Here is an 18,850-nt window from a genome sequence, read left to right on the forward strand (position 1 = left end):
CGCCTTACGCCCTGCTGCGGCCGGGGCGCGGGGCCTCGGGCTGATAGAGTTGCATGGCCTGGTGACGCTCCTCCATGGCGGCGCGCTGTTCGGAGGGGACCGAATCCAGCGGCGGCAGGCCCTTGTTCAGCGCGAACAGCATGATGTCGCGCGCCACGGGCGCGGCCACGGCCGAGCCGCCGCCGCCATGCTCGACCACCAGCGACACCGCATAGCGCGGCGCCTGATAGGGCGCATAGGCCACGAACAGCGCATGGTCGCGCCGCGCCCAGGGCAGCTGCTCGTTCGAGATGACGCCGCGCGCGCGTTCGGCGGCGGTGATGTTGCGGACCTGGCTGGTGCCGGTCTTGCCCGCCATCCGCCAGTCCTCGCGCAGGATGCGCGAGGCGCGCGCGGTCCCGCGCGAGCTGTTCATCACCGCATCCATGCCAAGCCGCGCCACCCGCAGCGACGCCTCGCTGATCTCCAGCGGCGGATAGTCGGGCGGGGTCTGGCGCACGCCGTCGATGGACCGGATCAGCTGCGGCCGCACCGCGCGACCAGAGGCGATGCGCGCCGTCATCACCGCCAGCTGCAGCGGCGAGGCCAGCACATAGCCCTGCCCGATCGAGGCGTTCAGGCTGTCGCCCACCTGCCAGTTCTGGCCGTGACGCTCCATCTTCCAGGCGCGGTCGGGGGCGATGCCCTCGGCCACCGCGGACATGGGCAGGTCGTGGCGCTGGCCCAGCCCCAACTTGCGCGCCATCTCGGCGATGCGGTCGATGCCCACGCGCTGCGACAGCTCGTAGTAGTAGACGTCGCAGCTCTCCTCCAGGCTCTTGATCGCGTTGACCGAACCGTGCCCGCCGCGGCTCCAGCAGTGGAAGCGGCGGTTGCCGAGCGTGGTGTAGCCCGGACAGTAGAAGTTGGTGTTCGCATCGATCACCCCGGCCTCCAGCCCGGCCATCAGGGTGACCATCTTGAAGGTCGATCCCGGCGGATAGACCCCCTGCACCGTCTTGTCGGCCAAGGGCCGGTGGTCGTGATCCATCAGCGCGCGATATTCGGCGCTGCTGATGCCGCGCACGAACTTGTTCGGATCGAAGCTGGGCGAGGAGCAGATGGTCAGCAGCTCTCCGGTCTCGCAGTCGATGACGACGGCGGCGGCGCTCTCGGTGCCCATGCGCTGCGCAGCATAGTTCTGCAGTGCCGCGTCCAGGGTCAGCTGGACCGATGCGCCCTGCTCTCCCTCCTGGCGGGACAGCTGGCGCATCTCGCGGCCGGCGCTGTTGACCTCGACGCGCCGCGATCCGGCCTTGCCGCGCAGCGTCTCCTCCAGCCGGCCCTCGACGCCGATCTTGCCCAGCTGGAAATCGGGCAGTAGCAGGACCGGGTCGGGGTCCTCGATCCGCGACAGGTCGTAATCGCTGACCGGCCCGACATAGCCCATCACATGCGCGAAATCGCCCGCCCGCGGATAGGCCCGCGACAGGGCCGATTCGGGCGTGACGCCGGGCAGAGAGGGCGCATTGACCGCGATGGCGCTGAACTGCTCCCAGGTCAGGCGGTCGGCCAGCACGATGGGGGTGATGGCGCTGCGCCGGCCGAACTCCTCGGTCAGCTCGGCGATGCGCGCGTCGGTCATGGGGATCAGCTGGGCCAGCCGGTGCAGGACCGGGGCCACGTCGCCGCCCGCCTCCTCGCGCGTCAGGGTGACGCGATAGTTCTGCTCGTTCCCGGCGATGATGATGCCGTTGCGGTCCAGGATCAGCCCGCGCGACGGCGGCAGAAGCCGGATCTTGATCGAGTTGCCATCCGCCAGCAGCCGGTATTCCTCGGCATGGTCCAACTGCATCGAGCGCATCTTCAGCGCCAGCGTGGTGACGGTGGCGATCTGGATGCCGGCCAGCATCAGCCCGCGCCGGCTGATCTGGCGGGTGCTGTCCAGGATCTCGCGTTGGGATTTCTTCATCGCCCCTCCGTGACCGCGCGTTCGCGCGCGGCCCTTGTCAAATCGCGTCGCGCCGTGCGACCCGCCGCAGCCCGATCAGCCAGCGTGCCCCGAACACCACCAGCGGATAGGCCAGCGCCGTCGCCAGGAACTGCAGGATCACCTGCCCCAGGGCCGAGACCGGCAGCAGGAACAGGACCAGCACCAGGCGATAGCCCAGCATCATCGCCCCGATCAGCACGGCCACGCGCAACCATTCAACCATGAACGGCTGGTCGCGCCAACGGGGCTCGCGCAACCGTGCGGCCTCGGAGCCCAGAAGCACGATCGCGGCCCAGAGGCCCGGCGGGCGCATCAGCAGCAGGTCCTCGACCAGCACGACCAGCAGGATCGCGGGCGCCGAAATCTGGTCGGGGCGGCGCAGCACCCAGGCCAGGATCAGCGCCAGCCCCAGATCGGGGCCGGGCCAGCCCATGATGCCCGTGGACAGCGGCAGGAGGCGCAGGAACAGCAGGATCGCCGCCACGCCCAGAAAGACCAGCGTGCCCAGCACGAAGGCGCGGCTTGGCAGTTGGATCATGGGGTGGTGCCCGGGTCCAGCGGATCGGTGGCGCTGGCCGCCTCGACCGGAGAGACGGGCAGCTGCGGGCCGATCAGCCCTCGATCCTGCGAGCGCACGACCGCGCCGCTGTCCACCACCGCCTCGGCCGGGTGGGACCGCAGGACGCGCAGGAACTCGAGACGTTCGTAATCGGCCGCCATGCGCAGCCGCAGCCGCCCGTCGCTGCCCTGCGCGACCTGCCCGACCAGCAGGCCCGGCGGGAACACCCCGCCATCGCCCGAGGTCACGACCCGGTCGCCCGGACGCACATTGTCGGCCTGTTCGACGAATTCCAGCAGCGGCAGCGGCGTGTTGTCCCCGGTCAGCAGCGCGCGTTCCCCCGTGGGCTGCACCGTGACCGGCAGGCGCGAGGACGGGTCGGTCAGCAGCACGACGCGGCTGGTGCGCTTGCCCACCCCGGCGATGCGTCCGACCAGGCCCAGCCCGTCCATCGTGGCCCAGCCCTCGACGATGCCGTCCTGCGCGCCGACGTTCAGCAGCACCGACTGCCGGAAGGCAGAACCGCTGTCGACCAGCACCACCCCGGTGACGCTGGTCAGCGCCGGGTCGATGCGCACGTTGTTCTGCGCCATCAGCTTGGAGTTCTCCTGCTCCAGCTGCACGGCGGCCTCGCGCCAGGCGGACATGCGCTGCAATTCGCGGCGCAGCTCTTGGTTCTGCTCATAGATGCGGGCATAGCTCTGAAAGCCCGCGACCATCTCGCTGACCCTGGTCACCGGCAGGAGCGCCCATTCGAACCGCGGCACGATCCGGTCGATCATGGCGGTGCGCATCATTTCGGCGCGCGGGCTGTCGATGCGCCAGAACAGGAACAGCGCCATGAGCGCAAGCACCGTCACCGCGATCAGGACGCGGCGGACGGGGGTTGCGAAATCGGGGCTCTTCTGCGCCATTCCGGCGCCCTCCGCGACGGGATCAGCTGTCGTAGTCGATGACGTGGCGCAGCTGCTTCTCGAACTCCAGCGCCTTGCCGGTGCCCAGGGCCACGCAGCTCATCGGCTGATCGGCCAGGCTGATCGACAGGCCCGTCTGCTCGCGCAGCGCCAGGTCCAGCTCGCCCAGCATGGCGCCGCCGCCGGTCAGCATCACGCCCCGGTCGACGATGTCGGCGGCCAGATCCGGGGGCGTCGCCTCCAGCGCGACCATCACGGCCTCGCAGATGGCCTGGACGGGTTCGGACAGCGCCTCGGCGACCATGGCCTGGCTGATCTCGATCTCCTTGGGGATGCCGTTCAAGAGGTCGCGGCCGCGCACCATCAGCGTGGCGCCGCGCCCGTCATCGGGCATGCGGGCGGTGCCGATGCTGGTCTTGATGCGCTCGGCGGTCGATTCGCCGATCAGCATATTCTGGTTGCGGCGGAGATAGTTGATGATCGCCTCGTCCATGCGGTCGCCGCCGATGCGGACCGAACGCGCATAGACCACGTCGCCGAGTGACAGGACCGCGACCTCGGTCGTGCCGCCACCGATGTCGACGACCATGGACCCGGTGGGCTCAGTGATGGGCATGCCCGCGCCGATGGCCGCGGCGATGGGTTCCGCGATCAGGCCCGCCTTGCGCGCGCCTGCGGACAGGACCGACTGGCGGATCGCGCGCTTCTCGACCGGGGTCGCGCCATGGGGCACGCAGACGATGATCTTGGGCTTGGAGAAGGTCGTGCGCTTGAACACCTTCTTGATGAAGTGCTTGATCATCTGCTCGGCGCTGTCGAAATCGGCGATGACGCCCTCGCGCATCGGGCGGATGGCCTCGATCGAGCCCGGGGTGCGGCCCAGCATCAGCTTGGCATCCTCGCCCACGGCCAGGACCACGCGCTTGCCGTCCTTGACGTGATAGGCCACGACCGAGGGCTCGTTCAGGATGATGCCCTTGCCCTTCACATAGATCAGCGTGTTCGCCGTCCCGAGGTCGATTGCGATGTCGGTCGAAAACAAACCGCCGAATGCCATGCCCGTATCCTTTTCCTGCCGGTTGGCCCGGCCTGCCCTGTTCTGATGTCGTGGAAGGGCCCGCGGCCCTGAATCGCCCTGACAGGCGAGGCCCCGTATAGAGGCCCCGCGCCCATGCGAAAAGCCCCGATCCGCCGGGCGGCGGCTTCTTGCGGGTCGGAACGGCATGTCGGGGGCCGATCCGGCCCCCGACGTCACGTCAGTGTGAATACATGCTGATCTGCTTGGCATCTGTGTCGCGGCCGGTCATCGCGCGGCGCAGGATCAGCCGGTTCAGCGCGCCGACATAGGCCTTGACCGAAGCCAGGATCGTGTCCGTGTCGGCGGCCTGGCCGGTGACAATGCGGCCCTCCTCCTCCATGCGGACGCTGACGGTGGCCTGCGCATCGGTGCCCTCGGTCACGGCATGGACCTGATAGAGCTGCAGCCGCGCCTGATGCGGAAAGATATCGCGCACCGCGTTGAAGCAGGCATCGACCGGGCCGTCGCCGGTGGTCTCGGCATGCTTCTCGACCCCGTCCACTATCAGGGTCAGCGCGGCCGACTGGCCGTCGCTGCCGCAGACGACGCGCAGATGCTTGACCTGCAGATGGTCGGCATCGGTATTGGCGGCGGCATCCTGGACAAGCGCCACGATGTCGTCGTCATAGACCTCCTTCTTGCGGTCGGCCAAGGCCTTGAACCGCACGAAGATGTCCTTCAGCTGGTTGTCGCCCACCTCGTATCCCAGATCGGCCAGCTTGGCGCGCAAGGCCGCGCGGCCCGAATGCTTGCCCATCGCAATGTTGTTCTCGGTCAGGCCGATATCGGCGGGGCGCATGATCTCGAAGGTCTCGACGTTCTTCAGCACGCCGTCCTGGTGGATGCCGGATTCGTGCAGGAAGGCGTTCTTGCCGACGATGGCCTTGTTGAACTGCACCGGAAAGCCTGACACGGCCGCCACGCGACGAGAGATCCCCATGATCTTGGTCGTGTCGATGCCCGTCTGGAACGGCATGATGTCGTTGCGGACGCGCATCGCCATCACCACCTCCTCCAGCGCGGTGTTGCCGGCACGCTCGCCCAGACCGTTGATGGTGCATTCGATCTGGCGCGCGCCCGCCTCGACCGCGGCCAGGGCGTTGGCGGTCGCCATGCCCAGGTCGTTGTGGCAATGGGTGGCGAAGATGATCTCATCCGCGCCCGGCACGCGCTCCAGCAGCATGCGGATCAGCGCGGCGCTTTCGCGCGGTGCGGTATAGCCCACCGTGTCGGGGATGTTGATCGTGGTGGCGCCGGCCTTGATGGCGATCTCGACCACACGGCACAGATAGTCGTGTTCCGTCCGGGTGGCGTCCATGGGCGACCACTGCACGTTGTCGCAGAGGTTGCGCGCATGGGTCACCGTCTGGTGGATGCGCTCGGCCATCTGGTCCATGTCCAGGTTCGGGATCGCCCGGTGCAGCGGCGAGGTGCCGATGAAGGTGTGGATGCGCGGCTGGCGGGCATGCTTCACGGCCTCCCAGCAGCGGTCGATATCGGGCAGCTGGGCGCGGGCCAGGCCGCAGATCACGCTGTTCCTAGACTGTTTCGCGATCTCGGAGACGGCGGCAAAATCGCCTTCCGAGGCGATGGGAAAGCCCGCCTCGATCACGTCCACGCCCATCTCGTCCAGCATGGCGGCGATTTCCAGCTTTTCGGCATGGGACATGGTGGCGCCGGGCGACTGCTCGCCGTCGCGGAGCGTGGTGTCGAAGATCACGACGCGGTTCTGGTCTGTCATCGGTCTGTCTTTCTTACGAAGTCTGCAGGGGGGTTGCCCGGGCGCTGGCCTGACTGAGCGGCGGCCCGGAAGACCCGCTCAGCGCAGCGTAAGAAGCAGCAGACCGCGGAGATGCACGGCCAGACGCGCGCCATGGGGCGCGGTGCGGGCGGTGGCGATGTGGCGCATCCGGGTCATGGTGCGACTATGCCGCCGTCGGGGCGGCTTGAAAAGCCCTGATCGACGGGCGGAACGGCCCCGGGATTGTAGCGACACATTTGCGCTTTTCACCCGCGCCGGGCCTGCCTATCCTTTCCCGCACCAAGCAAGAAACGACAACCTACAGATGAGGGCACGCATGACACGCAAGATCGTCGTGGGATTCGACGGCAGCGATGCCTCGGTCCGCGCGCTGGACTTCGCCATCACCCGCGCGCAGGCGCAGGGCGATCACATCCTGATCGCCCATGTCCTGGAATGGTCGCCCTACAGCTTCCTGACGCCGAGCGAGGTCGAGGAGCGGCACCGCCGCCGCAAGGAGGAGCTGCAGCGCGCCGAGGCCGCCATCCTGACCCCCATGGTCAGGCGCGTCGAGGAGGCGGGCATTCCCTGCACCACCGCATTGCGATACGGCCACATCGCCGAGACGCTGTGCCGGATCGCCAAGGACGAGGGCGCAGCGATGATCTTCATCGGACGGATGGGCGATTCGGGCTTTGCCGCCCGCCTGTTCGGATCGGTCGCGGCGACGCTGGCGCAGGTCGCGCCGGTGCCCGTGGTCATCGTGCCGTGACGCCCGGAAACAAGGGACAATGACAATGAGAACACGCATCACCGCCGCGACCCTTGCGGCACTGGCCGCAGGCCCCGCCGCGGCCCAGGGCATCGACGAGACCGTCAACCAGGTCTTTGCCAACTCCACCGGCTGGTTCGTCAGCCTGATCTTTTCCAACTTCCCCGGCACCAGCTTTCCTTGGATCGTGGGATGGCTGGTCATCGCGGCCACGACCTTCACCCTCTATTTCGGGGTGATCCAGCTGCGCGCCTTCGGGCATGCCATCGCCCTGGTCCGGGGCGACTATTCCGACCCGAACGACGCCGGAGAGGTCAGCCACTTCCAGGCGCTGACCACGGCCCTGTCGGGCACCGTGGGCCTGGGCAACATCGCGGGCGTCGCGGTGGCGGTCAGCATCGGCGGCCCGGGCGCGACGTTCTGGATGATCCTGGCGGGCCTGCTGGGCATGGCGTCCAAGTTCACCGAATGCACGCTCGGCGTCAAATACCGCAACGAATACGCGGACGGCACCGTGTCGGGCGGGCCGATGTACTACATGGTCAAGGGGTTCGCCGAACGCGGCCTGCCGGGCGGGCGCATCCTGGCGGTGCTGTTCGCGGTCTTCTGCATCCTGGGCAGCTTCGGCGGCGGCAACATGTTCCAGGCCAACCAGGCCCATGCCCAGCTGATCAACGTGATGGGCGACTATCCCGGCTGGATCACCGGCGTGGTGATGGCGATCATCGTGTTCCTGGTCATCGTCGGCGGGCTGAAATCCATCGCCAGCGTGACCGAGAAGATCGTGCCCTTCATGGCCGCGCTCTATGTCGGGACGGCGCTGATCATCATCGGCATGAACTACGACATGATCGGCACGGCCTTCAGCCAGATCTTCGCGGGCGCGTTCACCGCGGACGGGGCAGTGGGCGGGGCCATCGGCGCGCTGATCCAGGGCTTCCGCCGGGCGGCCTTCTCGAACGAGGCGGGCGTGGGCTCGGCCGCCATCGCCCACAGCGCGGTGCGCACCAAGGAGCCGGTGACCGAGGGCTTCGTCTCGCTCCTGGAGCCGTTCATCGACACGGTCGTGATCTGCACCATGACGGCGCTGGTCATCATCATCACCGGCCAGCTGGTCAGCGACCCGGCCACGGGCCTTTTCGTGCTGACCGACGCGGGCGACCAGATCCGCACCGTCACCGGCAACACCGGCGTGGCCCTGACCTCGGACGCGTTCAGCAGCGCCTTCGGCTGGTTCGAGTACATCCTGGTGCTGGCGGTGGTGCTGTTCGCCTTCTCGACGATGATCTCGTGGAGCTATTACGGGCTGAAGGCCTGGACCTTCCTCTTCGGCGAGGGCCAGACCAAGGAGCTGGTCTTCAAGGTCCTGTTCTGCATCTTCGTGGTCATCGGCGCATCGGCGAGCCTCGGCCCGGTCATCGACTTCTCGGACGCGATGATCTTCGCGATGGCGGTGCCGAACATCATCGCACTGTATCTGCTGATGCCGGTCGTCAAGGCCGAGATGACCCGCTATCTGGGCCGTCTTAAATCCGGAGAGATCCGCAAATACGAATGACCGCGGCGGCAGGCCGAGGCGGCAGGAGGGGCGGGCGACCGCCCCTTTTTGCTGCGCCTGTCGGGCGTCAGGCGCGTTCGGGGATCATCTGCTGGACGGCCCCCGCGACCAGCAGCCAGACCGAGCTGAGCACCAGCCCCCAGTTCGCCCAGCTTTCGGGGTGAAAGTCAACCAGCGCCGCCCAGCCCGCGAACAACACCCAGGCCAGCGCCACGGGCAGCGAGATCAGCCGCCAGCGCTCGGTCCGCACGGGGTGGATGAACTTGATGTTGGTGAACATCGCGGCGCTCAGCGCGGTGACGATCAGCAGGATGACGGTCCAGTGCGGCTCGACCGCGAACAGGACCAGGATCACCATGTTCCAGCAGCCCGGAAAGCCCGCGAAGGAATTGTCGCGCGTCTTCATCCGCGTATCGGCGAAATAGACCACGCTGGTGAACACGATCACGATGATCGCGAACCAGCCCGTCCAGCCCGACAGCAGCCCCGACTGGAACAGCGCGAAGGCCGGGATGAACACATAGGTCAGATAGTCGATGATCAGGTCCATCAGCACGCCGTCATAGGCGGGCCAGTTCTTCTTGACGTCGTAGCGGCGGGCCAGCGGGCCGTCGATGCCGTCGACGACGAAGGCCACGACCAGCCACAGGAACATCAGCGCCCATTCGCCCTGCGCGGCGGCCAGCATGGCAAGCATCGACAGGACCGCGCCGGTGGCGGTCAGCAGGTGGACGGCAAGCGCCTTGTGTCTCATGTTCATGACGGGTTTCTCGCAGGTCGCGGCGCAAGGCGCAACCGCGGGCGCAGCCTCAGCGCAGGATCGGGGGGCCCTTGGGACGCGGCGCGGGCGGCTCCGCCTGCGGGGGCGTCAGATCGAACAGCAGCGCGCCCGGCGGGGGCGGCGTCTCGGCAAAGCTGATGTCGACGCCGCCGGGCTGGGGCGGCAGGAAGGCCAGCGCCTCGGCCAGGGCCTTGGCGATGGCGGGCTGGCGGTCGATGGGCGCCCCGGCGATCAGCAGCAGATGCCCGCCGCCCACGACGCCGACCAGCGCCGCCCCCGCGACCAGCCCGCGCAGATCGGCCAGCCGCTCGGCCAGCGGGTCCGACAGCGCGGCGACGGTCTCGGGGTCCGGGGCGGCCAGCCGCAGATGCGCCTCGGCCTCCTCGGGGGCGGCCTCCAGCGCGCCGGTCAGCCAGTCCAGCATCGCCACGTCCAGCATCATCTCGGACGGATGGCCGGGATTGACCAGCAGCCCCGCCCCGTCCGCGCGCAGCAGCGACGCCAGCACCCGTCCCGGCATCGCCGCATAGGCCACGGGCTGTCCGAAGAACCCCGCCAGCCGGTCCTCGGCGTCGCAGGCCAGCGCCATGCGCGTGCCGTCCAGATCGAACATCCGCAGCTCGACCTGGTCATGGGCGGGCTCGCGCTCGAGCGCCACGGCCAGTTCGGTGTCGGCCAGCCGCGACAGCATGCGCGCGCGCTGCGGCGCGTCGGCGTCGTGGAAGGGAACGGGGGCAAGATCATCCAGCGCGCTCATCGCCAACCTTTCGGGCAAGACTGGCCCTTGGCGTAATGGTCGCACCCGGCGCACGCAAGCGTGATTGCCGGGTGCAGGCGCCCTGTCCCATATTGTGCGCATGAAAAGACGCAGCCTGATCCTGACCGCCGCCGCCCTGCCCCTGCTGGCGGCCCCCCGCATCGCCCGCGCCGCCCTGGCGCCCCTCCTGGACGAGGGGCGCGCATTGGCGCCACTGCGCGCCATCGCCATCTGGCAGGACGACGGCGTGCAGGGCCGCGAGGTCGCGGCGCAGGGCTATCACGGGTTCGGCCCGGACGATCCGACCAACATCAAGTCGGCGTCGAAATCGGTCATGTCGGCGCTGGCGGGCATCGCCATCGGGCGCGGCCTCCTGGAGGGACCGGACCAGCCCATCGCGCCCCTGCTGCGCAGCGACCTGCCCCGCGACCCCGATCCGCGGCTGGCGCGCATCACCATCGGCAACCTGCTGTCGATGCAGGCCGGGCTGGAGCGTCAGTCGGGCCGGAACTATGGCCGATGGGTCAGCAGCCCGAACTGGGTGCGTGCAGCGCTGGCCGCGCCCTTCACCCAGGACCCCGGCACGCGGATGCAGTACTCGACCGCCTCGACACACCTGGTGGCGGCGATCCTGACCCGCGTCACCGACCGCCCCCTGCTGGAGGTGGCGCGAGACTGGCTGGGCCCGGTGCCGGGCTTCCGCATCACCGGATGGGACCGCGATCCGCAGGGCATCTATCTGGGCGGCAACCAGATGGCGATGAGCACGCGCTCGCTCCTGGCCTTCGGCACGATGTATGCGCAGGGCGGACAGGCGGGCGGGCGGCAGATCGTTCCCGCCGACTGGATCGCGCAAAGCTGGCAGCGCCGCACCGCCAGCATCTTCAGCGGGCAGGGATACGGCTATGGCTGGTTCCTGGGCCGCATGGCCGGGCGCGACGTGCGCTATGGCTGGGGCTATGGCGGGCAGATGATCTATGTCTTCCCGCAGGCCGGGCGCAGGCCCGCCATGGCCATCGCGATGACCTCGGACCCGGACCTGCCGTCGGGGCGCACCGGGCACCGCGACGACCTGCACGCGCTGGCCGGGCGGATCGCGGCGGCGGTCTGACCGCCGCGCCGCGGGGTCATTCGCCGATGATGTCGCCGGCCTGGAAGTTGCCCAGGTTGCCGAAGATCTGGCCGATCAGGCTGATCTCGGTCACGCTGCCATCGGTGACGCGGCGCGACAGGGTGACGACGCGGCCCCGCTCCAGGCCGAAACGCTCGACATTCGTGACCACGCCCGAGGGCGCGAAGGAGATGGCGACGACCTGACGGTCGATCTCCTGCGGGGCGGCGGGACCGATCCGGCGCCAGCGCGAGCCGACATAGTACCAGCCCGACCCGGTCAGCAGGCCCTGCGCCGAGGGCCGTCCGATCAGGCCCGGCAGCTCGTCCACCGTGGTCTGGCCCGGCACGACGGCGGCCAGCTCGATCTCGGGGGGGACATAGCCGTGGTTGCGTTCGATCGGCGCGCAGGCGGCAAGCCCGAGGACGGCCAGAAACGCCAGTGTCATCAGGCTTCTGATGGCGGACATGGGCGGGATCCCTCCTTGGGGCGGTTGACGCGGCCCGCCCTGCCTAGCAAACTCGGCCACCCTGCTCAAGAATATCAATCCGGCGGCGCCAGCGCGCCCGCGCCCGGCCCAGGAAGGTCCCGCATGATCACCCCCGAATCGCATCCGCAGCGGCTGCGCGTCGCGCACCTGAACCCCCACAGCCCCACCCCCTTCCACCTGCGCCCCGACGGATCCGTCCGCCAGGCGCTGGCCGAGGAGCTGGGCCTCGAGGCGCTGAGCCGGCTGGACTTCCAGGGCAGCCTGCGTGCGCATGGTTCCGATGGCTGGCTGCTGACCGGCACGCTGAGCGCGCGCGTCACGCAGCCCTGCGTGGTCACGCTGAAGCCCGTCCGCAGCGACCTGAAGGAGGAGGTGCGCATCCAGTTCACCCCGCATCTGTCGGCGCCGCAGGGCGACGAGGTCGAGATGCCGGACGAGACGCTGGAACCCCTGGGCAGCTTCATCGACCTGACCGCGATCATGGTCGAGGCGCTGAGCCTGGCGCTGCCCGAATATCCCCGCGCGCCGGGCGCCGCCCTGCCCGACGCCCCGACGGCCGAGGACGCGCCCGCGGACACGCGCCGCCCCTTCGCGGGTCTGGACAAGCTGCTGGGCGGGGGCGATTCCTGACGGCAGGCGCCGTCCGCAGGCCGGGCGTGTCCCGCGGGCAACAGCGCCGCAGCGAATCCGCCGCGCGGCCCCGGAACGGGTGCCTTTGCGGCGAAATCGCGTCACATCAGGCCCGTGCGCGGTGCGTTTGCGGCGCTCTCTCGCCCATCGGGGCTTGCGGGCCGGGCCGTCTTGGCGTATCTGCGCGGTTCATTTACGAATTCACATCTGGTGCGATGGCGTTCTGCGCAGCACCCTGACAACCGAGGTGGTGACATGGCTGTCCCTCAGAATCGCGTAACCCGGTCCAAGCGCAACATGCGCCGTGCGCATGACGCGCTGGTCGCGGGCAACCCGAACGAATGCTCCAACTGCGGCGAGCTGAAGCGCCCGCATCACGTCTGCCCGTCCTGCGGCCATTACGCCGACCGCGAAGTGGTCGCCAAGGCGAACGAGATCGACCTGGACGACGACGCGGCCTGATACGGCACGCAGCGCCCCTCGATGACCGTCCCGAACGCGAGCACGCCGACACCGCGCGCCCCTGATCCAGGGGGCAGCGTGGTGATTTCGGTTGATGCGATGGGCGGCGATCGCGGTCCTGCGGTCGTCGTGGCCGGCATGGCCGAAAGCGCCGAGAAGAACCCCGAGATCCGCTTCATCGTCCATGGCGACGAGGCCGAGCTGACGGGTCTGATCGCGCGCCGCAAGGTGCTGGCCGGACGCTGCGACATCCGCCACGCCCAGGGCGTGGTGACGATGCACGACAAGCCCAGCCAGATCGTCCGCAAGGGCGGCGACACCTCCATGTGGTCCGCGCTTGATTCGGTCCGCAACGGAGAGGCGCAGGTCGCGGTCAGCTGCGGCAATACCGGCGCGCTGATGGCGCTGTCGATGCTGCGCCTGCGCAAGCTGCCCGGCGTGAACCGGCCGGCCATCGCCTGCCTGTGGCCGTCGCGCAATCCGCAGGGCTTCAACATCATGCTGGACGTGGGCGCCGACATCCGGGCCGACGCGCATGACCTGCTGCAATACGCGCTGATGGGCGCCTCCTATGCACGCAACGGGCTGGGACTGGCGCAGCCCCGCGTCGGCCTGCTGAACGTGGGCACCGAGGAGCACAAGGGCCGCGCCGAGCTGAAGCAGGCCCATGAGCTGATCGAGAATCAGGCCCCCGGCAATTACGACTATGTCGGCTTCGTGGAGGGGGGCGACCTGCCCTCGGACCGCGTGGACGTCATCGTGACCGACGGCTTCACCGGCAATGTCGCGCTGAAGACCGGCGAGGGCACGGCCAAGCTGGTCGGCGACTTCCTCAAGGACGCCTTCTCGAATTCGATCATGTCGAAATTCGCGGCCGTGCTGGCAATGACCTCGCTCAAGCGGCTGCAGAAGCGCATCGATCCACGCCGCGTCAATGGCGGCATCTTCCTGGGCCTGAACGGCACGGTGGTGAAATCCCACGGATCGGCCGATGCGACCGGCGTCTCCGCCGCGATCAAGCTGGCTTTCACCTTGGCCAAGTCGGGCTTCCAGGACCGGCTGGCCGCCCGCGTGGCCCAAGGCGTCAGCGCCGCGGCCGCCGCCCAGACAGGAGCATCCTCGTGATCCGACGTTCGGTCATCCGCGGCACCGGGCATTACCTGCCCGAGCGCATCGTCGAGAACAGCTGGTTCGAGGACAAGCTGGACACCACCGACGACTGGATCCGCTCGCGCACCGGGATCGAGCGCCGCCATTTCGCGGCCGATGGCCAGACCACCAGCGATCTGGCCATCCGCGCCGCCAAGGCCGCGCTGGACCGCGCCGGCATGGCGGCGGAGGACATCGACGGCATCGTGCTGGCGACCTCGACGCCCGACTTCACCTTCCCCGCCGTGGCCACGATGGTCCAGGCCGGGCTGGGGATGAAGCGCGGCTTCGCCTTCGACGTGCAGGCCGTCTGCGCGGGCTTCGTCTTCGCGCTGGCCAATGCCGACGCGATGATCCGCGCGGGTCAGGCCGACCGCGTGCTGGTCATCGGGGCCGAGACCTTCTCGCGCATCATGGACTGGACCGACCGCTCGACCTGCGTGCTGTTCGGCGACGGCGCGGGCGCGGTGATCCTCGAGGCGCAGGACAGCGCCGGCACCAGCGACGACCGCGGCGTGCTGGCCAGCGACCTGAACAGCGACGGCGCCTATCGCGAACTGCTCTATGTGGACGGGGGCGTCTCCTCCACCGGCACGGCAGGACAGCTGCGCATGCAGGGCAACCTGGTCTTCCGCCACGCGGTGGAGAAGCTGGCCCGCACCGCGCATACCGCGCTGGACCGCGCGGGGGTCACCGCGGATCAGGTCGACTGGCTGGTGCCGCATCAGGCCAACATGCGCATCATCACCGCGACCGCGCAGAAGATGGGCCTGCCGATGGAGAAGGTCGTCCTGACCGTGGCCGATCACGGCAACACTTCGGCCGCGTCGATCCCGCTGGCGCTGTCGGTCGCGGATGGCGAGGGGCGATTCGCCCCCGGCCAGCTGATCGTGACCGAGGCCATCGGCGGCGGTCTCAGCTGGGGCGCGGTCGTCCTGCGCTGGTAAAGCGCTCTACTTCAGCAATGCATCCTTGCTGGCCCGGCGGTTCATTCCCCCGACGGGTCGGCGTGACCGGTCATGGCCCGACTGGCAGGCGACGCAGAGCTGCACGCCCGGCTGCGCGATGCGGCGCGCCTCGGGGATCGGTTCGTCGCATTCGGCGCAATGGGTGGCACTGTCGATCTGCGGGCTGCGGGCGGCCGCCGCGCGGGCGCGCGCGATGGCCTCGGCCGTGCTGACCTCGATCTGATCGTTCACCGCGTCGTCGCGCGCCCATCCACCGGCCATGTGACCCTCCGTCATTCCTCTCCTTCTTCAGGTGGGGGGTGATGGCGTGCGGATCAATGCCGGACCGCGCAGGCTGTCCCGGCGCGCTGAACGGCACCGGCCAAGTATCGGATCGGGAACGATTTTGCAGGCTCGTCGTTGACAGCGGGAGGATTTACACCCATCCTCCCGCCATTCAAGAGGATCGACGATGGGCGACAAGACCTTGACCCGGATGGATTTGGCCGAAGCGGTCTTCCGCGAAGTCGGCCTGTCGCGGCACGAATCGGCGCAGTTGGTCGAGAGTGTGCTTGAGCACATCTCGGACGCCCTGGTGCGCGGAGAGCAGGTCAAGATCAGCTCCTTCGGCACCTTCTCGGTCCGCGACAAAAACGAGCGGATCGGCCGCAATCCCAAGACCGGCGAGGAGGTTCCGATCACCCCACGCCGCGTCCTGTCCTTCCGCCCCTCGCATCTGATGAAGGATCGCGTGGCGGCCGGCAACAAGCGCTAAGCCGCGGGCCGCATGGCAAAGGGCGCGGAGGCATTCCGGTCGATCGGCGAGGTGGCCAGCCTGATCGGCGTCGCGCCCCATGTGCTGCGCTACTGGGAGACGCAGTTCGCCGCGCTGAAGCCGATGAAGCGTCCCGACGGACGCCGCTACTATCGCCCCGCCGACATCGAACTGGCTGCCGGCATCTGCGTTCTGCTGCGCGAGGACGGCATGACCATCCGCGGCGCCATCCGCCAGATCGTCGCCGATCGTGGCGCGACGGTCCGTCAGCGCGGCACGGCGCATCTGGCGACGCGTTTCGGCGGGTCGTCTCTACCTGCCGCGACCAATCTCACCTCAACCCAGCCCGCCCCGGCCCGCGAACCGGAACCGGAGCCCTTGGAGGGCGACGCGGTCTGGCTGGCGCGGCTTTCCGCGATGGCGCGGCATCTGCAGCGCCTGCAGCCGGGCGATGCGCGCTGGTCCAGCCGGCGCACACCGGTTCTGAGGCTGGCTCAGGCGATGCTTCGCCTGCCCTGATCGGCGCCGCGTGCGATTTGTCAAAGATTTCCGTCCCGAGGCCCTTGTGCTGGCCTGCCGGATCGCTCTATAGGATGCGCGTCGGGCCGTGGCGCAGCCTGGTTAGCGCGTCCGTCTGGGGGGCGGAAGGCCGAGAGTTCGAATCTCTCCGGCCCGACCATTCCGAAAACGCCCATCCTTCTCCAAGGATGGGCGTTTCCCTTATCCCCCACCCGCATCAGGGGTCTGCGACATGAATGGCGTTCTGCCCGACAGCGAAATCCGCGACCTGATCGACCGGGGCGCGATCCGCGCCGATGCGCCCGTCATCCCCGAGCAGATCCAGCCCGCCAGCCTGGACCTCAGGCTTGGGCATACGGCCTATCGCCTGCGGGCCAGCTTCCTGGCCGGGCGCGGACGGCGCATCGCCGACCGTCTGGACGATTTCCGCATGCACCAGATGGACCTGAACGACGGTGCCGTGCTGGAGCGCGGCTGCGTCTATCTGATCCCCCTGCAGGAACGGATCACCCTGCCCGCCGGCCTGTCGGCGGTGGCCAATGCGAAATCCTCGACCGGGCGGCTGGACCTGCTGACGCGGCTGGTGACCGATGACGGCACAGAGTTCGACCGCCTACCCGAAGGCTATGACGGACCGCTCTACGCGGAGATCTGCCCGCGCAGCTTCTCGGTCCTGGTGCGGCCCGGCATGCGGCTGAACCAGCTGCGCCTGCGCCGTGGCCAGGCGGTGCTGTCGGATGCCGATCTTGCGGCGCTGGACGCCGTCCAGCCGCTGGTCGGCGGCGCCCCGGCGCTGATCGACCAGGGCTTGGGCTTCTCGGTCGATCTGCGCCCGGCATCGGGCGATCTGGTCGGCTATCGCGCGCGCCCGCATAGCGGGGTGATCGACCTCGACCGGATCGGCGCCTATCCCGCGGCCGAGTTCTGGGACGAGCTGCGCACCACCGAAGGACGCCTGATCCTGGACCCCGGCGCCTTCTACATCCTGGTCAGCCGCGAATCGGTCGCCATCCCCGCCGACCACGCCGCCGAGATGGCGCCCTATCTGGCCATGGTCGGAGAGTTCCGCGTACATTACGCGGGCTTCTTCGATCCGGGCTTCGGCATCGGCGACGAAGGGCGCGGCGCGCGGGGCGTCTTGGAGGTCCGCTGCCACGAGGCCCCCTTCGTGCTGGAACACGGCCAGACCGTCGGGCGGCTGGTCTATGAGCGCATGGCCGCGCGCCCCGAACGCCTCTACGGTCAGGGCATCCGGTCGAACTATCAGGGTCAGGGCCTGAAGCTGGCCAAGCAGTTCCGCTAGAGCGGCCCGGTCTGCCACAGGCGGACCTTCAGCCCGCCATGCGCCACGATCGGTCCGGGCGGCTGCCACGGCAGGCCGGTGGCCTTGGCGAGCCCCGCCTCGCTGGTGACGATGCCCACGCGCCAGCCGCGCAGGCGGTCGCGGAACACCTGCCCCATCTGCGCATGCAGCCCGAACAGCGGCCCCTTGCCGCCGATCCGCGCGCCATAGGGCGGGTTCACGATGACGATGCCCGGTTCGGTGTCGGGACGCTGCAGGTCGCTCACCTGCCCCGCCTGGAAATCGCAGACCGCCGCGACACCGGCGCGGACGGCGTTGGCCGTGCTCATCCGCACGGCGCCGGGGTCGCGGTCGCGGCCCAGAAAGCGGATGCCGGACACCGCCTTCGCGGGCGCGCGCCGCAGCGCGTCCACGGCCGCCGCGTCGTGATTGGCAAAATCCTGGAAGGCGAAGGCCCGGTCGCGCCCCGGCAGAATGCCCAGGGCCATCTGCGCCGCCTCGATCACGAAGGTGCCCGAGCCGCACATCGGGTCCAGCACCGGCTGGCTGCCGTTGTAACCCATCTGCGCCAGGAACATCGCGGCCATCGTCTCGCGCATGGGCGCCTTGGCGACGGCCTCCTTGTAGCCGCGCTTGTGCAGCGATTCGCCGGTCGTATCCAGGCTGAAGGTCACCAGATCGTCCTCGATCCGCGCCTTGACGGTCACGGCCGCGTCGGGGACGATGACGGCGCCCAGTTCTTCGGTCAGGGCACGCTCGATGCGCTGCGTGGCGGCGCCCGCGTGATAGATGCGGCTGGCGCGGCAGACGGTCTCGACCTTCAGGCGCATGCCGGGATGCAGAAGGTCGGACCAGGGAAACTTGCGCGCCCGCTTGTCCAGCTGCGCCAGATGCATCGCGCGGAACCCGCCGATGCGCGCCAGAACGCGTGTCGCACCGCGCAGTGACAGGTTGGCCCGCCACACGTCGGTCCAGCCGCCGCGGATGGTCACCCCGCCCGGCTGCACCACGGGGGTCCAGCCCAAGGCCCGCACCTCGGCGGCCAGAGGGTCCTCGAGGCCCGGCGTGGCGACCAGGAAGATGTCGAATGTCGTGTCCATGGCCCTGCCCTAGCGCGGCCGGGACCGAAAGGCGAGAGGCTCAGCGCCGCGTCAGCCGCTGCAGCATGCGCATCTTGCGCGCCATGTCGCGGGTCTGCTGGGTCTGCCCGGCGCGCGGCGTCGGCTGGCCCTTGCCGCGGGACAGGGTGCTGATGCCCTTGTTGATCCCCCAGTTCATGGCGCGCCTGGCCACCAGCTTGGTGAACATGTTGAACAGCTGGTTCATGTTCAT

At 69.0% G+C, this 18,850-nt stretch carries 21 protein-coding genes and 1 tRNA gene; 11 read left to right on the forward strand and 11 right to left on the reverse strand.

Annotated features, from left to right (window positions below; genetic code table 11):
• Positions 1-4 precede the first annotated feature (4 nt).
• From mrdA to AACG61_RS13425, 5 genes are all read right to left on the reverse strand, one after another.
• Entirely contained in the window at positions 5-1,951 is a 1,947-nt protein-coding gene (mrdA, locus tag AACG61_RS13405; protein WP_411837604.1) for a penicillin-binding protein 2, read from the reverse strand.
• 37 nt (positions 1,952-1,988) lie between these two features.
• Positions 1,989-2,510, reverse strand: a complete 522-nt coding sequence (locus tag AACG61_RS13410; RefSeq protein ID WP_411837605.1) for a rod shape-determining protein MreD — start codon at positions 2,508-2,510, stop codon at positions 1,989-1,991.
• Entirely contained in the window at positions 2,507-3,445 is a 939-nt protein-coding gene (mreC, locus tag AACG61_RS13415; RefSeq protein ID WP_411837606.1) for a rod shape-determining protein MreC, read from the reverse strand. The genes AACG61_RS13410 and mreC overlap by 4 nt, the downstream gene beginning before the upstream one ends.
• A gap of 22 nt (positions 3,446-3,467) precedes the next feature.
• Entirely contained in the window at positions 3,468-4,502 is a 1,035-nt protein-coding gene (locus AACG61_RS13420; protein ID WP_045982734.1) for a rod shape-determining protein, read from the reverse strand.
• A gap of 199 nt (positions 4,503-4,701) precedes the next feature.
• On the reverse strand, positions 4,702-6,264 hold the full coding sequence (locus AACG61_RS13425) for a 2-isopropylmalate synthase (RefSeq protein ID WP_411837607.1): 1,563 nt from the start codon (positions 6,262-6,264) through the stop codon (positions 4,702-4,704).
• Between the two features lie 337 nt (positions 6,265-6,601).
• Between AACG61_RS13425 and AACG61_RS13430 the strand changes: the two genes are divergently transcribed.
• Together AACG61_RS13430 and AACG61_RS13435 are read left to right on the forward strand one after the other, a co-directional pair.
• Positions 6,602-7,036, forward strand: coding sequence for a universal stress protein (locus AACG61_RS13430; protein WP_411837608.1), 435 nt, complete (start codon positions 6,602-6,604; stop codon positions 7,034-7,036).
• 25 nt (positions 7,037-7,061) lie between these two features.
• On the forward strand, positions 7,062-8,594 hold the full coding sequence (locus tag AACG61_RS13435) for an alanine/glycine:cation symporter family protein (protein WP_411837609.1): 1,533 nt from the start codon (positions 7,062-7,064) through the stop codon (positions 8,592-8,594).
• A gap of 67 nt (positions 8,595-8,661) precedes the next feature.
• Here AACG61_RS13435 and AACG61_RS13440 read toward each other — a convergent pair whose 3' ends face one another.
• Together AACG61_RS13440 and AACG61_RS13445 are read right to left on the reverse strand one after the other, a co-directional pair.
• Entirely contained in the window at positions 8,662-9,354 is a 693-nt protein-coding gene (locus tag AACG61_RS13440) for a CDP-alcohol phosphatidyltransferase family protein (protein ID WP_411837610.1), read from the reverse strand.
• Positions 9,355-9,403: 49 nt separating this feature from the next.
• The gene (locus AACG61_RS13445; protein ID WP_411837611.1) at positions 9,404-10,132 is read right to left on the reverse strand and encodes an SseB family protein; all 729 of its coding nucleotides are present in this window, start codon (positions 10,130-10,132) and stop codon (positions 9,404-9,406) included.
• A gap of 100 nt (positions 10,133-10,232) precedes the next feature.
• Here AACG61_RS13445 and AACG61_RS13450 point away from each other — a divergent pair, with 100 nt between their 5' ends.
• The gene (locus AACG61_RS13450) at positions 10,233-11,243 is read left to right on the forward strand and encodes a serine hydrolase domain-containing protein (protein ID WP_411837612.1); all 1,011 of its coding nucleotides are present in this window, start codon (positions 10,233-10,235) and stop codon (positions 11,241-11,243) included.
• 16 nt (positions 11,244-11,259) lie between these two features.
• Here the strand turns inward: AACG61_RS13450 and AACG61_RS13455 are convergent, their stop codons facing one another.
• The gene (locus tag AACG61_RS13455) at positions 11,260-11,712 is read right to left on the reverse strand and encodes an outer membrane protein assembly factor BamE (RefSeq protein ID WP_411837613.1); all 453 of its coding nucleotides are present in this window, start codon (positions 11,710-11,712) and stop codon (positions 11,260-11,262) included.
• A 123-nt stretch (positions 11,713-11,835) separates the two neighbouring features.
• Here AACG61_RS13455 and AACG61_RS13460 point away from each other — a divergent pair, with 123 nt between their 5' ends.
• The 4 genes from AACG61_RS13460 to AACG61_RS13475 all read left to right on the forward strand — a co-directional run bounded on the left by AACG61_RS13460 (position 11,836) and on the right by AACG61_RS13475 (position 14,921).
• Positions 11,836-12,363: a YceD family protein gene (locus AACG61_RS13460; protein ID WP_411837614.1), complete on the forward strand. Its 528-nt coding sequence runs from the start codon at positions 11,836-11,838 to the stop codon at positions 12,361-12,363.
• 255 nt (positions 12,364-12,618) lie between these two features.
• Positions 12,619-12,825, forward strand: coding sequence for a 50S ribosomal protein L32 (gene rpmF, locus AACG61_RS13465; RefSeq protein ID WP_411837616.1), 207 nt, complete (start codon positions 12,619-12,621; stop codon positions 12,823-12,825).
• A gap of 21 nt (positions 12,826-12,846) precedes the next feature.
• Positions 12,847-13,950, forward strand: coding sequence for a phosphate acyltransferase PlsX (gene plsX / locus AACG61_RS13470; protein WP_411837617.1), 1,104 nt, complete (start codon positions 12,847-12,849; stop codon positions 13,948-13,950).
• Complete coding sequence (locus tag AACG61_RS13475) at positions 13,947-14,921, forward strand: beta-ketoacyl-ACP synthase III (RefSeq protein WP_411837618.1); 975 nt, start codon at positions 13,947-13,949, stop codon at positions 14,919-14,921. The genes plsX and AACG61_RS13475 overlap by 4 nt, the downstream gene beginning before the upstream one ends.
• A gap of 6 nt (positions 14,922-14,927) precedes the next feature.
• On the opposite strand, the gene AACG61_RS13480 is transcribed toward AACG61_RS13475, so the two are convergent.
• A complete protein-coding gene (locus AACG61_RS13480; RefSeq protein WP_411839525.1) occupies positions 14,928-15,203 on the reverse strand; it encodes a DksA/TraR family C4-type zinc finger protein in 276 nt (91 codons plus the stop codon).
• 190 nt (positions 15,204-15,393) lie between these two features.
• Here AACG61_RS13480 and ihfA point away from each other — a divergent pair, with 190 nt between their 5' ends.
• The 4 genes from ihfA to AACG61_RS13500 all read left to right on the forward strand — a co-directional run bounded on the left by ihfA (position 15,394) and on the right by AACG61_RS13500 (position 17,518).
• Positions 15,394-15,696: an integration host factor subunit alpha gene (gene ihfA / locus AACG61_RS13485; RefSeq protein WP_411837619.1), complete on the forward strand. Its 303-nt coding sequence runs from the start codon at positions 15,394-15,396 to the stop codon at positions 15,694-15,696.
• Between the two features lie 12 nt (positions 15,697-15,708).
• The gene (locus AACG61_RS13490) at positions 15,709-16,215 is read left to right on the forward strand and encodes a MerR family transcriptional regulator (RefSeq protein ID WP_411837620.1); all 507 of its coding nucleotides are present in this window, start codon (positions 15,709-15,711) and stop codon (positions 16,213-16,215) included.
• An 82-nt stretch (positions 16,216-16,297) separates the two neighbouring features.
• Positions 16,298-16,375, forward strand: a tRNA-Pro gene (locus tag AACG61_RS13495).
• A gap of 72 nt (positions 16,376-16,447) precedes the next feature.
• Positions 16,448-17,518, forward strand: a complete 1,071-nt coding sequence (locus AACG61_RS13500) for a 2'-deoxycytidine 5'-triphosphate deaminase (protein WP_411837621.1) — start codon at positions 16,448-16,450, stop codon at positions 17,516-17,518.
• On the opposite strand, the gene AACG61_RS13505 is transcribed toward AACG61_RS13500, so the two are convergent.
• Together AACG61_RS13505 and AACG61_RS13510 are read right to left on the reverse strand one after the other, a co-directional pair.
• Positions 17,515-18,618, reverse strand: coding sequence for a THUMP domain-containing class I SAM-dependent RNA methyltransferase (locus AACG61_RS13505; RefSeq protein ID WP_411837622.1), 1,104 nt, complete (start codon positions 18,616-18,618; stop codon positions 17,515-17,517). The two genes, AACG61_RS13500 and AACG61_RS13505, sit on opposite strands and share 4 nt — an antisense overlap.
• A 40-nt stretch (positions 18,619-18,658) precedes the next feature.
• Entirely contained in the window at positions 18,659-18,850 is a 192-nt protein-coding gene (locus AACG61_RS13510; RefSeq protein ID WP_411837623.1) for a hypothetical protein, read from the reverse strand.

Origin of the sequence: Paracoccus sp. ME4 (assembly GCF_046736325.1) — a bacterium.
Lineage (GTDB): Bacteria > Pseudomonadota > Alphaproteobacteria > Rhodobacterales > Rhodobacteraceae > Paracoccus.

What these genes read in the sequence shown, in the direction of transcription:
- mrdA (WP_411837604.1), bottom strand. Translation starts at nt 1,951, where the DNA reads ATGAAGAAATCCCAACGCGAGATCCTGGACAGCACCCGCCAGATCAGC.
- AACG61_RS13410 (WP_411837605.1), bottom strand. Translation starts at nt 2,510, where the DNA reads ATGATCCAACTGCCAAGCCGCGCCTTCGTGCTGGGCACGCTGGTCTTT.
- mreC (WP_411837606.1), bottom strand. Translation starts at nt 3,445, where the DNA reads ATGGCGCAGAAGAGCCCCGATTTCGCAACCCCCGTCCGCCGCGTCCTG.
- AACG61_RS13420 (WP_045982734.1), bottom strand. Translation starts at nt 4,502, where the DNA reads ATGGCATTCGGCGGTTTGTTTTCGACCGACATCGCAATCGACCTCGGG.
- AACG61_RS13425 (WP_411837607.1), bottom strand. Translation starts at nt 6,264, where the DNA reads ATGACAGACCAGAACCGCGTCGTGATCTTCGACACCACGCTCCGCGAC.
- AACG61_RS13430 (WP_411837608.1), top strand. Translation starts at nt 6,602, where the DNA reads ATGACACGCAAGATCGTCGTGGGATTCGACGGCAGCGATGCCTCGGTC.
- AACG61_RS13435 (WP_411837609.1), top strand. Translation starts at nt 7,062, where the DNA reads ATGAGAACACGCATCACCGCCGCGACCCTTGCGGCACTGGCCGCAGGC.
- AACG61_RS13440 (WP_411837610.1), bottom strand. Translation starts at nt 9,354, where the DNA reads ATGAACATGAGACACAAGGCGCTTGCCGTCCACCTGCTGACCGCCACC.
- AACG61_RS13445 (WP_411837611.1), bottom strand. Translation starts at nt 10,132, where the DNA reads ATGAGCGCGCTGGATGATCTTGCCCCCGTTCCCTTCCACGACGCCGAC.
- AACG61_RS13450 (WP_411837612.1), top strand. Translation starts at nt 10,233, where the DNA reads ATGAAAAGACGCAGCCTGATCCTGACCGCCGCCGCCCTGCCCCTGCTG.
- AACG61_RS13455 (WP_411837613.1), bottom strand. Translation starts at nt 11,712, where the DNA reads ATGTCCGCCATCAGAAGCCTGATGACACTGGCGTTTCTGGCCGTCCTC.
- AACG61_RS13460 (WP_411837614.1), top strand. Translation starts at nt 11,836, where the DNA reads ATGATCACCCCCGAATCGCATCCGCAGCGGCTGCGCGTCGCGCACCTG.
- rpmF (WP_411837616.1), top strand. Translation starts at nt 12,619, where the DNA reads ATGGCTGTCCCTCAGAATCGCGTAACCCGGTCCAAGCGCAACATGCGC.
- plsX (WP_411837617.1), top strand. Translation starts at nt 12,847, where the DNA reads ATGACCGTCCCGAACGCGAGCACGCCGACACCGCGCGCCCCTGATCCA.
- AACG61_RS13480 (WP_411839525.1), bottom strand. Translation starts at nt 15,203, where the DNA reads ATGGCCGGTGGATGGGCGCGCGACGACGCGGTGAACGATCAGATCGAG.
- ihfA (WP_411837619.1), top strand. Translation starts at nt 15,394, where the DNA reads ATGGGCGACAAGACCTTGACCCGGATGGATTTGGCCGAAGCGGTCTTC.
- AACG61_RS13490 (WP_411837620.1), top strand. Translation starts at nt 15,709, where the DNA reads ATGGCAAAGGGCGCGGAGGCATTCCGGTCGATCGGCGAGGTGGCCAGC.
- AACG61_RS13500 (WP_411837621.1), top strand. Translation starts at nt 16,448, where the DNA reads ATGAATGGCGTTCTGCCCGACAGCGAAATCCGCGACCTGATCGACCGG.
- AACG61_RS13505 (WP_411837622.1), bottom strand. Translation starts at nt 18,618, where the DNA reads ATGGACACGACATTCGACATCTTCCTGGTCGCCACGCCGGGCCTCGAG.
- AACG61_RS13510 (WP_411837623.1), bottom strand. Translation starts at nt 18,850, where the DNA reads ATGAACATGAACCAGCTGTTCAACATGTTCACCAAGCTGGTGGCCAGG.